Origin of the sequence: Puia sp., assembly GCF_035546395.1 — a bacterium.
Classification (GTDB): domain Bacteria; phylum Bacteroidota; class Bacteroidia; order Chitinophagales; family Chitinophagaceae; genus Puia.
The window spans coordinates 81133-94436 of sequence record NZ_DASZXR010000002.1; the positions used below are offsets into that span (position 1 = coordinate 81133).

At 55.6% G+C, this 13304-nt stretch carries 14 protein-coding genes; 8 read left to right on the top strand and 6 right to left on the bottom strand.

Annotated elements, in window-relative coordinates; translation table 11 throughout:
* Nucleotides 1–68: 68 nt before the first annotated feature.
* Entirely contained in the window at nucleotides 69–623 is a 555-nt protein-coding gene (locus tag VHE34_RS01375; protein ID WP_325583778.1) for a hypothetical protein, read from the top strand.
* Here VHE34_RS01375 and VHE34_RS01380 read toward each other — a convergent pair.
* A complete protein-coding gene (locus tag VHE34_RS01380) occupies nucleotides 598–1170 on the bottom strand; it encodes a hypothetical protein (RefSeq protein ID WP_325583780.1) in 573 nt (190 codons plus the stop codon). The genes VHE34_RS01375 and VHE34_RS01380 overlap by 26 nt on opposite strands.
* Before the next feature lie 126 nt (nucleotides 1171–1296).
* Between VHE34_RS01380 and VHE34_RS01385 the strand changes: the two genes are divergently transcribed.
* Nucleotides 1297–3675, top strand: a complete 2379-nt coding sequence (locus tag VHE34_RS01385) for an ABC transporter permease (protein ID WP_325583782.1) — start codon at nucleotides 1297–1299, stop codon at nucleotides 3673–3675.
* Here the strand turns inward: VHE34_RS01385 and VHE34_RS01390 are convergent.
* On the bottom strand, nucleotides 3661–5916 hold the full coding sequence (locus VHE34_RS01390) for a helix-turn-helix domain-containing protein (protein WP_325583784.1): 2256 nt from the start codon (nucleotides 5914–5916) through the stop codon (nucleotides 3661–3663). The genes VHE34_RS01385 and VHE34_RS01390 overlap by 15 nt on opposite strands.
* A gap of 156 nt (nucleotides 5917–6072) precedes the next feature.
* On the opposite strand from VHE34_RS01390, the gene VHE34_RS01395 reads away from it, so the two are divergent.
* On the top strand, nucleotides 6073–7470 hold the full coding sequence (locus tag VHE34_RS01395) for a sialate O-acetylesterase (protein WP_325583786.1): 1398 nt from the start codon (nucleotides 6073–6075) through the stop codon (nucleotides 7468–7470).
* 1 nt (nucleotide 7471) lies between these two features.
* On the opposite strand, the gene VHE34_RS01400 is transcribed toward VHE34_RS01395, so the two are convergent.
* From VHE34_RS01400 to VHE34_RS01410, 3 genes are read right to left on the bottom strand one after another with little or no spacing between them, the layout of a single operon-like run.
* Nucleotides 7472–8581, bottom strand: a complete 1110-nt coding sequence (locus VHE34_RS01400) for an AI-2E family transporter (RefSeq protein ID WP_325583788.1) — start codon at nucleotides 8579–8581, stop codon at nucleotides 7472–7474.
* 47 nt (nucleotides 8582–8628) lie between these two features.
* Complete coding sequence (locus tag VHE34_RS01405; protein ID WP_325583789.1) at nucleotides 8629–9912, bottom strand: RNA polymerase sigma factor; 1284 nt, start codon at nucleotides 9910–9912, stop codon at nucleotides 8629–8631.
* Nucleotides 9899–10252: a YciI family protein gene (locus VHE34_RS01410; protein ID WP_325583791.1), complete on the bottom strand. Its 354-nt coding sequence runs from the start codon at nucleotides 10250–10252 to the stop codon at nucleotides 9899–9901. Before VHE34_RS01410 ends, VHE34_RS01405 begins: the two co-directional genes overlap by 14 nt.
* A 126-nt stretch (nucleotides 10253–10378) precedes the next feature.
* Here VHE34_RS01410 and VHE34_RS01415 point away from each other — a divergent pair, with 126 nt between their 5' ends.
* Together VHE34_RS01415 and VHE34_RS01420 are read left to right on the top strand one after the other, a co-directional pair.
* Nucleotides 10379–10885 carry a GNAT family N-acetyltransferase gene (locus tag VHE34_RS01415; protein ID WP_325583793.1) on the top strand — a complete coding sequence of 169 codons (507 nt, stop codon included), beginning with the start codon at nucleotides 10379–10381 and terminating at the stop codon, nucleotides 10883–10885.
* On the top strand, nucleotides 10882–11355 hold the full coding sequence (locus tag VHE34_RS01420; RefSeq protein WP_325583797.1) for a MarR family winged helix-turn-helix transcriptional regulator: 474 nt from the start codon (nucleotides 10882–10884) through the stop codon (nucleotides 11353–11355). Before VHE34_RS01415 ends, VHE34_RS01420 begins: the two co-directional genes overlap by 4 nt.
* Here the strand turns inward: VHE34_RS01420 and VHE34_RS01425 are convergent.
* Nucleotides 11352–11933, bottom strand: a complete 582-nt coding sequence (locus VHE34_RS01425) for a nitroreductase (protein WP_325583799.1) — start codon at nucleotides 11931–11933, stop codon at nucleotides 11352–11354. The two genes, VHE34_RS01420 and VHE34_RS01425, sit on opposite strands and share 4 nt — an antisense overlap.
* A gap of 52 nt (nucleotides 11934–11985) precedes the next feature.
* On the opposite strand from VHE34_RS01425, the gene VHE34_RS01430 reads away from it, so the two are divergent.
* From VHE34_RS01430 to VHE34_RS01440, 3 genes are read left to right on the top strand one after another with little or no spacing between them, the layout of a single operon-like run.
* A complete protein-coding gene (locus tag VHE34_RS01430; RefSeq protein ID WP_325583800.1) occupies nucleotides 11986–12336 on the top strand; it encodes an NADH-quinone oxidoreductase subunit A in 351 nt (116 codons plus the stop codon).
* Nucleotides 12327–12842, top strand: a complete 516-nt coding sequence (locus VHE34_RS01435) for an NADH-quinone oxidoreductase subunit B (protein ID WP_325583802.1) — start codon at nucleotides 12327–12329, stop codon at nucleotides 12840–12842. Before VHE34_RS01430 ends, VHE34_RS01435 begins: the two co-directional genes overlap by 10 nt.
* Entirely contained in the window at nucleotides 12839–13294 is a 456-nt protein-coding gene (locus VHE34_RS01440) for an NADH-quinone oxidoreductase subunit C (protein ID WP_325583804.1), read from the top strand. The genes VHE34_RS01435 and VHE34_RS01440 overlap by 4 nt, the downstream gene beginning before the upstream one ends.
* The last annotated feature ends 10 nt before the right edge of the window (nucleotides 13295–13304 follow it).

Consider the following 13304-nt stretch of genomic DNA (forward strand, 5'->3'; position numbering starts at 1 on the left):
AAAAAATATTTCAGTGTGTATTATTAAATTGTTAACTTAAAGGAAGGAAAGACCAAAAGCCATACATAATGAAAGCTTGCCTTAATTGGTTGATTGGGAGCCTTGTAGCCGTTTTGGCCCCCACAATCGCGTCCGCTCAGGCCGACATCCACAACGCCATCTACACCCCCAACCAGGGTGGCTCCGCCTTCTCCGGCAACGTTCCAATGAACGAGATCAACGCTCATGCTTACCGGCATTTCCAAAAGCTCTTCCCCGTCGGCACCACCAATGAATATTGGTTTGCCTCCGCAGACGGCTACCAGGTCTCCTTTCAAAAAGAAGGCCATCAGTTCCAGGCCTGGTTCGACAAGCACGGCGCCTATCGCTACTCGTTGCAGTATTATCCGGGAAAAGAGATCCCCCGGCTGGCGGGGGATCTGATAATGGCCAAGTATCCTGGTTACCGTATTGACGTTGTTACCGAGATCACCGATGGGGAAAAAACCTTCTATCTCGTCAAGATCGTCAATCCCATCAGTATAAAAACCCTCTCCGTCTCCGATGGCAAGATCGATCTGCTCGAAGAGCTGGCCAATGCAGGGCTGGAGACGCCGCTTATTTCCCTACGGTCCTACCCTTGAGGGTCCTGGACTTCCGTTCCATTTTGTCCAGCACGCTCTTCTTGATCACCAGCGTTGCCGAAGCAACATCCGAACAATCCCCACAACGCGCGCGGTACTTGTTCGAATCATAGGTCACCAGCGCCGTTCCGTTCTTCCACTCCGTGCCATATAACACATATTGATTATAGCTGTAGCCGCTTCCTGGGCCAAAGGCCAGGTCGTTATTCCCTTTTTCAAAATTGATCATCAGCCTGTCCCCATCGACGTTGTCGCATAGACCGGGGGTCAGAGAGGGAATGATCACCTCATTGATGTACTTGCCATTCTCCAGCTTGACGACACCTGAGCTCACCACCACCTTCTGGTCACCCAGGTTGCGGTTGAGGATAAGTTTCTGATCTACGTAGAATTGCACTTGCTTCAGGTCAATGTTCTCTTTTTCAAGCTTTTGCTTAAGGTCACGGGTAAAAGGTACGTAGCCGGACAACTTCCGGCTGCTGCTGCAGCTGCTCAACAGCAAGGTTAGCGATGCAAAACAAAGGATCACGGTGAGGATTCTTCTCATATTGAACGAAATTATGGTCTGTTTGACCGCCGTCGGGCCAAAAAGTTTAAAAACGACGTCATTTTTTGGCGGTTTCCTGCAACATACGGGTCGTCACTAACGTCTATTTAACAAATTCCCGCTTCCATGCTAAAGAACTTCCTGAAAGTCGCCCTCCGCAACCTCTGGAAACACAAAGGATACAGCTTCCTCAACATCTTCGGCCTGGCCCTGGGGATCACCTGCTGCCTCCTCATCCTCCTCTGGGTCAACGATGAGCGCAGCGTCGACAACTACCACGCCAACGGCGCTCGGCTCTATAGCGTCTACGAGAACCAATTTTATGACGGCAAGATATCCTCCGGTTTCTATACCCCCGGCATCATGCCCGAACAAATGAAGAAGGACCTGCCCGAGGTCGAAATGTCCACTGGCTTCACCTGGATGAACAACTATACCTTCCAGGTGGGCAATAAGATCCTCAAGCAACAAGGCCGCATCGCCGGCGCCGACTTCTTCCGCATGTTCAGCTACCCCCTTCTTGCCGGCACACCGGCAACCGCCCTGGCCTCGCCCGTCAGCATCGCTATCTCCCGTAAAATGGCCAATGATTTCTTCGGGAGCCCCCAGGCCGCCATCGGCAAGCCGATCCTTTACGAGAACAAAAAACAGTTCAGCATCACGGCTGTCTTCGAAAATGTACCCGACAATACATCGAACAAATTCGACTTCCTCATCAATTGGCCCGCGTGGCTCGAGGACAACACATGGGCAAAGGATTGGGGCAACAATGGCCCGCAGACCATCCTGCTCCTCCGCAAGGATGCCGACCCCGTCGCCTTTGAAAAAAAGATAAAGCACTATCTCGATACCTATAACAAGGACCAGGGGAAATCATTCCGTATCGAACTGGCCATGGAACGTTACGGCGACGTCTATCTGCACTCCAATATCAAAGACGGTAAGATCGAAGGCGGCCGGATCGAATATGTCCGCCTTTTCAGTATTGTAGCCGTCTTCATCCTCCTGATCGCCTGCATCAATTTCATGAATCTTACCACTGCCCGATCGGTAGGCCGGGCAAAGGAGATCGGCATCCGCAAGGTCGTCGGCGCACTGCGCCCCGCCCTCATCCGGCAGTTCATCGGCGAGGCCATCGTCCTCTCGGTCTTTTCCGTGATCCTCGCGATGGGCATGGTGCTGCTGATCCTGCCCGCATTCAATCACCTTACGGAAAAGAATATCCACTTCCCCTTTACCGTCACCTCGTTCTGGCTGACCATGGCGGCGCTCACCCTCATCACCGGGCTGGTCAGCGGCAGCTATCCCGCCCTCTTCCTATCCGGGTTCCAGCCGATCCGCGTTCTAAAAGGTACGCTGAAGTTCTCGTCCGGTACTGCCTGGTTCCGGAAAGGCCTCGTCGTCTTCCAATTTGTGCTCTCCATCATGCTGATCATCGGAACCATCGTCATCTCCGAACAGGTGAACTACGTGCAATCGATCAACCTTGGGTATGATCGCGACAACCTGGTGTCCATCCCGCTCGATGGCGATCTCCCGGCAAAGTATAAGGCTTTCAAACAAGCGGCGCTGCAACTTCCTACCGTCGCCGCCGTGACAAGGAGCACCGACAACCCCACTCAGATCGAAAACGGCACCGGAGGAGTTCAATGGGACGGCAAGGATCCGAACAACCTGGTCATGTGGACCAATGTGGCGGCGGGCTATGATTTCGTCAGCACGCTGAAGCTGAAGCTGACCCTGGGCCGGGAATTCTCCCCTGAATTTGCCACTGACACCGTCAGCTATTTGGTCAACGAGGAAGGCCTGCGTCGCATCGGCTACAAGGATCCCATCGGCCGCAACCTCACCATGTGGGGTAAAAAAGGCAGGATCATCGGCGTGATCAAAGATTTCCACTTCGCTTCCTTACACGAGCCGATCCGCCCCCTCATCGTCCGGTTTGGCGACGAAGGCTCGGAGATCAATTGGGGGAGCGCTCTGGTCCGCATCCGCGCCGGGCAAACAAAACCTGCACTGAGCCAGCTCGAGGCGCTCTGCCACAGCCTGAATCCAAAATTCCCTTTCACCTATCGCTTTATGGATGAGGAATACCGTAACCTGTATAAGAGCGAGGCGATCGTTCACAGCCTCTCCAACGGCTTTGCTATTCTCGCCATCGCGATCTGCTGCCTCGGCCTGCTGGGCCTCGCGATGTTCACCGCCGAGCAGCGCACCAGGGAATTCGGTATTCGTAAGGTGCTTGGCGCCAAAACCGGCACTCTCTTCGGCCTGCTGTCAAAGGATTTTCTCGTGCTGGTGCTCATCGCCTTCATCCTCGCCTCTCCGCTGGCCTGGTGGGCCATGCATACCTGGCTCCAAAACTTCGCCTTTCATATTGAAGTGTCCTGGTGGGTCTTCGCCCTGGCCGGTATCATGGCCCTGCTCATCGCCCTGCTGACCGTCAGCTACCAGGCGTTGAAGGTGGCAATCGCCAACCCGGTGAAGAGCCTACGAACCGAGTGATGTTTTACTCAGATATCTGAAATGGTTCACGACCGCGCGGATTTCGGCAAACGAATATCCATCGCCCAACCGCGATTTGATCGGTCCCAGCGAACCTGTCCCCAGGACACGCACCACCGATAATATCGCCTCTACCTTCCTTTCATCCACCAGCTCCTTTACTGACACTTCACCCGTAAAAATAAAGGAAGCCAGATGGCTCTCGATCGTCGACACCGTCAGCTCCCGCTGGGCCGCAATCTCCGCGATCGACCGGCCCTCGCGAAACCATTGTAAGCTCAGCTTATTCGAATCTCCGCGCGCAGCACGGCCCGCTACAGCCGCCGAAGCAGGCTCCGAAGGAGCCTCCGCCCGGCTCTTCCGCTCACCCTCCAGGCCTGTCAGCAACCGCCCCGCATCCAATCCCTCCCGTAGCCCTTCCACAATCTTCACCGCATCCTCCATCTGTTGCTTCTTCCGGGCGACCACCCCCTTCAACGCCTGGATTTCCTGTAAATACTTGCGCAGTTTGGCCTTCCCTCGCAATTCGCCGATATGCTCCTGTAAGGGGGCGATCAGCTCGGTCTCCAGCTGATTGAGAAAGTATCCTGCCGCCGCCGCCGCCCGTTCACTCAACTGGCGGTAACCGTCCTTCTGTGCACCCGGCATCAACTGATCCAGTTGCCGGATGAACTTTTCGGCCACCTCCTTCTGTGCAAGACAACGATCCAGCCACCTCCTTGCCATCACCACCGCCGCCTCCCGTCCGGGTATCTTCCGATGCGCATAACCGGTATAGTGGTCCTGTAGCTGATCCACCAGGCGGTCCCACTGAAAGGCCTTCCGCATCGTCTCGCCGATAAAGGCGATCTGCTCCTGTTCCAGCTGCGCCGCCGCCGGTTCGGCCTGCCGATCCTCGACATAGAATACCACCCGGGGATCGGTGCTGATCGACGTGGAAGGAATGCGACTCCGCAGCACGAGACCCTCGAGGCCGCGCAGGCGGCTCAACGCCACATACACCTGCCCGGGCGCAAACGAAGCGCCCGCATCGATGATCGCCTTATCGAAAGTAAGCCCCTGGCTCTTGTGGATCGTGATCGCCCACGCAAGCCGGATCGGGTATTGCCGGAAACTCCCCAGCTCCTCCTCTTCGATCTCATCCCTCTCCCGGTTATAAGCGTACCGGATATTCTTCCAGGTCTCCTTCTCGAGCACCAGCTCATCCGGCTCCTCCGGAAACTCGATCGTCAGTTTGTCTTCCGCCATCCCCTTGATGGTGCCGATCTTCCCGTTGTAATATCGCCGCACTTCCCCCTTATCATTCTTGATCAGCATGATCTGCGCCCCTTCCTTCAAAGTCAGCGTCTTCTCCGCCGGATAGGCCTTGTCGTTGAACTCACCCGTCACCGACGCCTCGAATGCCCGGGACCGGCCCCGCAGCTTCGACAACTCCTCCTGGTTGATCGCATCCGCCTTGGCATTGTGTGAAGTCAGCGTAATATAGTTCTCGCCCTTCGGCGTCATGAATTCGGGTTGATAGTGATCATGCAACCGCTCGAGGTCTTCCCAGGATGCCCGGTTGTTCCGGATATTGTTGAGGATCTCGATGAACCGGCCCTCTTTCTGACGGTAGATCTTCTTCAGCTCGAGATACACCGGCGGCGCCTGCCGGATCACCTGGGCGTCAAAAAAGAAAGGACTCGCATAATACCCCTTCAGGATATCCCATTCGGCAGGCGATACAACCGGCGGCAACTGGTACAAGTCGCCGATGTACAACACCTGCAGCCCCCCGAACGGCAATAAGGGCTGCTGCCGGAAATGCCGGAGTATCGTATCCACTGCATCCAGCGTGTCCGCCCGAACCATACTGATCTCGTCGATGACCAGCAATTCCAGCTCCAGTAATAATTCCCGCTTGGCGGCATTGAACCGGATATTGCGGAATAGCGTGTTGGCATCCGAAAAACCCGGCTGCTCGGGATTCCACCCGCCGCTAACCCGGGGTAGAAAAGGGCCGAAAGGCAGTTGAAAAAAAGAATGCATCGTGACCCCGCCCGCATTGATCGCCGCAACGCCCGTCGGAGCAACGACGGCCATCTTCTTAAAGCTGTTCTCCCGAATATATTTGAGAAAGGTAGTCTTGCCCGTGCCGGCCCTACCGGTCAGGAAGATCGGCCGCGCAGTCTGGTTCACATACTGTACGGCTAACTGAAACTCCGCATTGGCGACATCCGTCAACATGATCTTTACCTCCAAATGGAACGCAATTTAATCTATTCCTCCTTTCCGGATCGATTTCGTGGGCGTCGGCCACTTGTTTGGTTCACCCGTAGCAGTATAATTTTTACTTGGAGAAGACAATTTACTCGATTTATAATGATTAATTTCAAGGACGTTATTAAAATGTCCCACATGAGAAAACTTCCTTTGCTGGCCTTGCTTACTGTCACTTTTCTTTACGTAAAGGCCAATGTACGACTCCCGGCTGTCCTTTCCAGTAATATGGTGCTGCAACAGCGAGCGGCAGCAAATCTCTGGGGCTGGTGCGAGCCGGGGGAAAAGATCCGCATCGTCGCGTCCTGGAACGACAGGGTGGATTCCGTATTGGGCACCCGCGATGGTCACTGGAAGATCACTGTCCCTACTCCTGCCGCCGGCGGCCCTTATGTCATTACGATCAAAGGAGAGAATACTATTGTGTTGGACAATATCCTCGTCGGCGAGGTTTGGGTCTGTAGCGGCCAGTCGAACATGGAAATGTGCGAAACCTGGGGCCTCCCGGATGTAAAGGCCGAACTGCCGTCCTGCAGCAACCCCAACATCCGGTTCTTCCATATCCCCCGCACGACATCGACCAATCCGCAGGATGACTGCCCCGGGAAGTGGACCGCCTGCGATTCCAACCAACTGAAGTCGTTTAGCGCCGTGGCTTATTTCTTCGGCAAAAAGCTGAACAAAGAGCTGAACGTGCCGGTCGGGCTCATCGAAGCCTCCTGGGGCGGGACTCCCGTCGAAGTATGGACACCTTCGAACATGATCACCGGTGACCTTACTCTGAAGACCTCCGCTGAACGTCTCCAGCCCGCCAACGGCTGGCCTTACCTTCCCGGCTATTGCTTCAATGGGATGATCGCGCCGATCACCCCCTTTGCCATTGCCGGCGCCATCTGGTACCAGGGAGAAGGCAACACCGCCAACGCCGACACGTATAACAAGGCCTTTACCACGATGATCGCCGCCTGGCGCAGCGCCTGGAACGCACCCCTGCCTGTTTACTACGTGCAGATCGCCCCCTTTACCTATGGCGCCAACAACATGGGCACCATCGTTCGCGAGCAGCAGGCCAAAACGATGCTTCTCGAAAATACGGGGATGGTGGTCGTGAGCGATCTCGTGGATGACACCGCAGATATCCATCCGAAGAATAAACACGATGTAGGCCTCCGGCTCGCCAACTGGGCGTTGGCCGAAACCTATCATTACACCGGGATAACCTATAAAAATCCCACCTACCAAAGCATGGAGGTAAAAGGCGACAAGGTTACACTGACGTTTGACAACGCGTCGGACGGGCTCGTCCAAAAGGGCAACGAGGCAAGAACGCTCGTCATTGCCGGGGAGGACCGTGTATTTTATCCGGCAAAGGCGAAGATCGAAGGCAACAGGCTCATCGTATCAGCCGCCGCCGTAAAAAGACCCGTTGCCGTCCGGTATCAATACACCAATGCGGCGATCGGCAACATTGCCGGCAAGGACGGACTGCCGCTGGCGCCCTTCCGCACCGATGACTGGCCACTGCCGCTGCAATAAGTTATAATGGTACATCTGACCGCTGGTGCGGCGTCATGGTCATGGGGACATTCCGCCGCTCCAGCCAGGAGTCGAAAAGCGTATAAGACACCGAAAGGATGATGGCGCCCTTGAACATCCCGGTAAAGCCCCAGGCCGCCAGGCCGCCCACGACGCCGAGGAACAAAACCAAAAAAGGAAGCTTGCCCCCGCTCTTGGCGATCAGCACGGGCTTTAGTAACCCGTCGACGATCAGCAGCGCGACGCCGTAGATGATCAGGAAGATAGTCGTCCCCGTATGGCCCTGGCTCGCCATCCAGATCACCAATGGCACCCAGACCGCCAGCGGCCCCAGCTGGATCAGTACCAGGAAAAAGATCAGCGCAGAAAGCAGGATGGCCAGATGGATGCCGGCAATGAGCAAGCCTATATAGGAAATGATCGAGGCGATAAAGGCCGTTCCCATCACCCCGATCGAGACGCTTCGAATGGCCACGGTTGTGGCCTGGATCAACGAAAGCCCGTCCCGCCTGCCCAACAGGTGTACGGTCACGGCCTTTATGGGGTGCATCACCTTATCACCCGATACCAGCAGGAACGCCGAGATCACGATCCCCGCAATGAATTGCAGGGCCGTACCGACCATTCCCGCCCCGCTGGTCAGGATATGCCGCAGCGCTGTTCGGATAGGTTCCCCATGCGTCGCGATCGTTTCCCGGGGACTGTTCTGCAACTGCTGCCAGAAACTGCTGATATCCTCCCCGGCCAGCGGCAGATTCGTGATCCACTTCGGTAACGGCGGCAACCCGTTCGCCTTGATATCGTTCATCCAGCCAATCGCCTCCCGCACATGGTGCCGCAAGGCCGAAATGATCAGCGTTATGGGCAGGGCGATGATCGCGATCAGCAATATTGTATAGATCACCGCCGCAAGGACCCGCCGGCCGCGGACAAGTCGAACCAGCCATTCAAAGGCCCCGGTAAAGGAAACGGAGAAGATCAATGCAAAGGTCAGCACCCCAAAGAACACCCGTAACACATCATATACGGCCAGCAAAAGGCTCAGCAAAAGCAGGACCACGAGGATGGTCTCGATCATGCTGCGCGAGTTGGAGGGAAAAGATTTGCTCATAGGTTTGCCCGATGTCTTCCAATGACAAATTAAGTCATTTCCCCGTCTTAAAAAAAGTTATCAATAGCCCTTTGGATCGCTCCCTTGTCGGCAGGAGTTCTCGCAAGAGCAAGCGCCCTTTTATAGTTCTCCATCGCCTTATCGGCGTTGATGCCGGTATAAAGCGCTCCCAACAGCGTATAGTAATAGGGGTTATCGGTAAGCTCCAGCTTTTCCGCGGCCGCAATGGCCTCAGGCTTCCCCCGGACCCGCGATAGCGCGAATGTCCGGTTCAATGCGGCGACCGGCGAATAGACCATCGCCAGCAAGTGGTTGTACAGTTGTAGGATATTCTCCCACTTTTCAATAGTATCGGGCTTCATCGTATGCCGGTAGGCAATGCTGGCTTCCAGGTGATATTTTGTCAATACGTTCCCCTGCGACGCCCGGTGAAGATGAAAGGCGCCACGGGCGATCAGTTGCCGGTCCCAGCGGGATTCATCCTGGTCACCGTAAAGGATCATCTCGCCGTTCTCCCCCTTCCGGGCCGGAAATCGGGACGCGTGAAAGCACATCAGCGAGAACAGCGCGTCGACGGCCGGAACTTGCGTCGATCGGTCCCCGAGCAGGAGTTCCGTCAACCGCATGGCCTCCGCGCAGAGGTCCTCCCGCAGGACCGTATCCTGGCTCTCGGAATAATAGCCTTCGTTGTACAACAGATAAAGGGTCAGCAATACCGGCTCCAGCCGCCGGGTCAGCTCCGTCCCCTGTGGAAACTCGAGCTCCGCCCTTTCCGTCCTGAGCTTCTCCCGCGCCCTGAACAGCCGTTTATTGATCGTCTCCTTGTTGGTGAGAAAGGCCGTGGCGATCTCCTCGATGCCGAAACCGCAAAGGATGCGCAACGCGAGGCAGATCTGCCCCTCGGCGGGAAGCGAAGGGTGACACACCGCAAACAACATCCGCAACTGGCTGTCGCTGATATTGGCTTCGGACAGATCGATCTCCGGCTCCGCGGCCGCCGCCAATTCTCCCGCCTCGCTGGCCCCTGCGCGTTTTAGCGCCGGCGCCACCTTGGATTTAAAGATCTGATCCCGGTGCAGGTAGTTCCTGGCCTTATTCTTGGCGATGGCATAAAGCCAGGCGGTCGGATTGGCCGGAATGCCCCTGTACGGCCAGATCTCCAACGCCGACAAAAAGGTCTCGCCGGCAATATCTTCCGCGATCCCGATATGCTCGATGCCGAACAATCTCGAGAGCACGGCGACAATGCGTGTGAATTCCCGCCGGAACAAATGGGGGATCAGAGTCCCGGTGGATTCCCCGGGACTCTGAAAAGGGCTAATGGGTTCCATCCCCTTTGGCGATCTTTCTGACTTCCACGGTATTGCCGTCACCCTGCAGCACCGGCGAGCCCTTTGCAAATTCCACGGCCTCTTCTACAGAACCGGCCCTGACGATGATATACCCGCCAATGGTCTCTTTTATTTCCCCAAAAGGCCCATTGGTCACCACTCCTTTGTGATGCACTACCCGCGCGCCGTCAAAAGGCAGGCCATTGCCGGCGACGAATTTGTTCTGGGCGGCAATTCCGCCAATCCAGTCCATGGTCTGCTTCATCCATACCTGGATCTGCTCCGGGGAAGCGACCTTATTACCATCGGGGTGCCTGAAAATCAAGATGTACTCGTCCATTTTTCAAAATTTTAAAGTGAATGTTATTGCTTACAGGAGAGTATAAAATGAAGTTAGGCAAATTGGACACCGCCGTCACAAAAAAATATGTAGTTAACTACGTAGATAAATACATATCTTTGCCGTATGGAACCGAAAATGACGATCCTCCCGCTGTCCAACGCCCATCGCGACGCCGCGGCAGCCCTGATCCTGCCGATCCAGCAAGGGGAATTCAACGTTCCCATCACCCTCGCGGACCAGCCGGATATCCTCGATCTGGAAGCTTACTATTTCCGCCCCGGCGGCCATTTCTGGGGCGCCTTTGCCGGCGATGAGCTCGTCGGCACCATCGGGTTGCTGGCGCCTGCCCGAATTGGCGTCATCCGTAAAATGTTTGTAAAACAAGCCTTTCGTGGCAAAGAATGGCGCATCGCCCAACAGCTGCTGGATACGCTTCTTGCTTATGCGCAAGCCCACGGCATGGACGATATCTATTTGGGAACGCTCGATCACATGAAAGCCGCCCACCGCTTTTACGAGCGTAACGGCTTCACCCGCATTGCAAAAGAGAACCTCCCGGCCGCCTTCCCCCTTATGCCCGTGGACAACGTCTTCTATCATTTACCCATCACCAAATCCGCCCGGCCATGAGCATCATCGACGATTCGGGAGTCCTCGCCGTCGCCACCCGCCTGATGCGCCTCAGCGAGCAGCTGCGCAAGGACGGGGCCCAGGTATATAAGGAATATGGCATCGATTTCGAGCCGAAATGGTTCCCCGTCATCTATGTCCTCTATTACAAGCCCCAGCTTGGCGTGGTCGAACTTGCCGCAGAGATCGGCTATACACACCCCTCGACGATCAGTCTGCTGAAAGAATTGGAAATGCAAAAACTGGTCCGGGGACAAAAAGACAAGACCGATCAGCGGAAACGCCTGATCCAACTGACCGCGCAGGGGCATGCCCTCGTCGCACAAATGGAACCCGTCTGGCAGGTATTCCGGGAGGCCTTCGCCGGATTGTTGGACACCCCGCACAACCTCATGCAGGCGATCACCGAGGTGGAGAACAATTTCAGGGAAAAGAGCCTGCTGCAGCGCGCGCTGCAACAGCGGCGCTAACGATGCCAGCTCGTCTTCTCTTCCACGGGCCCGCGCTTTCCCGCATTGACCGGTTCATCCGCATATCCCATATAGAGCATTCCCAGCAGCACGTCTTCGTTGCCCAGCTCAAAGTAGTCTTTCATTACAGGATGTAACAACATGCCGCCCGTGCTCCAAAGCACGGCGATACCCAACGCTTCGGCGCCCAACAGGATATTCTCGACGGCCGCGGCAGCAGCGCAGATCTCCTCCAGCGCGGTGATATTGGGATTGTTTCCCCGCTTCATATAGACGACGATCAAATGCGAGGCCTTGTCGCCGTTATGTCGCTGCTTCTCATATTTGGCCGGGGTAAATTTGTCGGGCGCCGTATATTGCCGGTAGAGCTCCGCATGCTCGTGACAAAACCGCTGCACCGCATTGCCGCTATAGACAACAAATCTCCAGGGCTCCGTATTGGCATGGGTTGGCGCCCAGTTGGCCAGGTCCAGCAACTGCCGGATCTGCAGATCGTCGATCTTTTTCCCGTTCAGCACCGTCGGTTTTACACTGCGCCTTCTTATAACTGTTTCCTGTACTGCAGTAAATTTATTCATGGCGGACCAAAAATAAATCTTTATATTAGTATCGGGTCAAAATCAATTACCCATGGGAAGCTCTTCGTTAATCGTTCTTTTCTTCGCCGGGGTCGCGTTTGCGGCGGGAGGCATCGCCGTCGCCCGTCTCTTCGTCAAAGGCAGGAAGAACGCACAAAAAGGGCAGGCCTACGAATGCGGTATCCCCACTACGGGAACTCCCTGGAATCAGTTCAACGTCGGATATTACTTGTACGCGCTGATCTTTCTCATCTTCGACGTTGAGCTCGTATTTATGTATCCCTGGGCCGTAGTGGTAAGAAAAGTCGGGATGGCGGCTTTCCTCGAGATCCTCGTCTTCCTCTTCATCCTGTTCATGGGATTTTTATATGCACATAAAAAGGGAGCGTTGAAATGGATGTAAACCCGCAAACAAAAGACGCGAAACCATTTCCTGGCGAAGTGCATCCCACAGCCGGAGGCGGCTTCCTGGTGACAAAGCTCGACGAGGTGATCAACTGGGCGCGAAGCAATTCCCTGTGGCCGCTCGTCTTCGGCACAAGTTGCTGCGCCATCGAGATGATGTCCACCGCAGCCGCGAAATATGACTGGTCCCGCTTCGGCTTCGAAGTGGCAAGGGCTACCCCGCGCCAGGCCGACGTCATCATCATCGCCGGGACGATCGTCAACAAGATGGCCCCCGTCCTGAAGCGCCTGTATGATCAGATGCCCGACCCGAAATACGTCATTGCAATGGGCGCCTGCGCCACCAGCGGGGGCCCCTTCTTCTATAACACCTATTCGGTGGTAAAAGGCGCGGATCATGTGATCCCGGTAGACGTCTATGTTGCGGGTTGCCCGCCCCGGCCGGAAGCCCTGCTCCATGCCCTTATTACCCTGCAGGAAAAAATAAGGAGCGGCGCCTCATGAACCCGCAGGAACTAAAACAACAGCTCGAAGCCCTGCTCCCTTCCCCAACGTTCGAAGAAGGCGGTGAATGGACGACCGCGTTCGTCGACCCGGCAACCTGGGCCGAAACGGCGCGCCTGCTCCGCACGACCACGGATCTCGATCTCGATTACCTGTTCTGCGTGACGGCGGTGGACTGGAAGACCCACTTTACCATGGTCTACCATCTTAGCTCCACAACCCATCGCCATACCCTGGTCGTGAAGATAAAGCTGGATCGTGAACATCCCGAAGTGGCAACGGTATCCGATATCTGGCGCACGGCGGAATTTCATGAACGCGAAGCCTATGACCTCATGGGCATAGTGTTCATCGGTCATCCCGATCTTCGCAGATTGTTCATGACCGACGATTGGAAAGGCTGGCCCTTGCGTAAAGATTACGAGGATCCCATAAATATGATAAAGTTGTGACCGGGCGGAG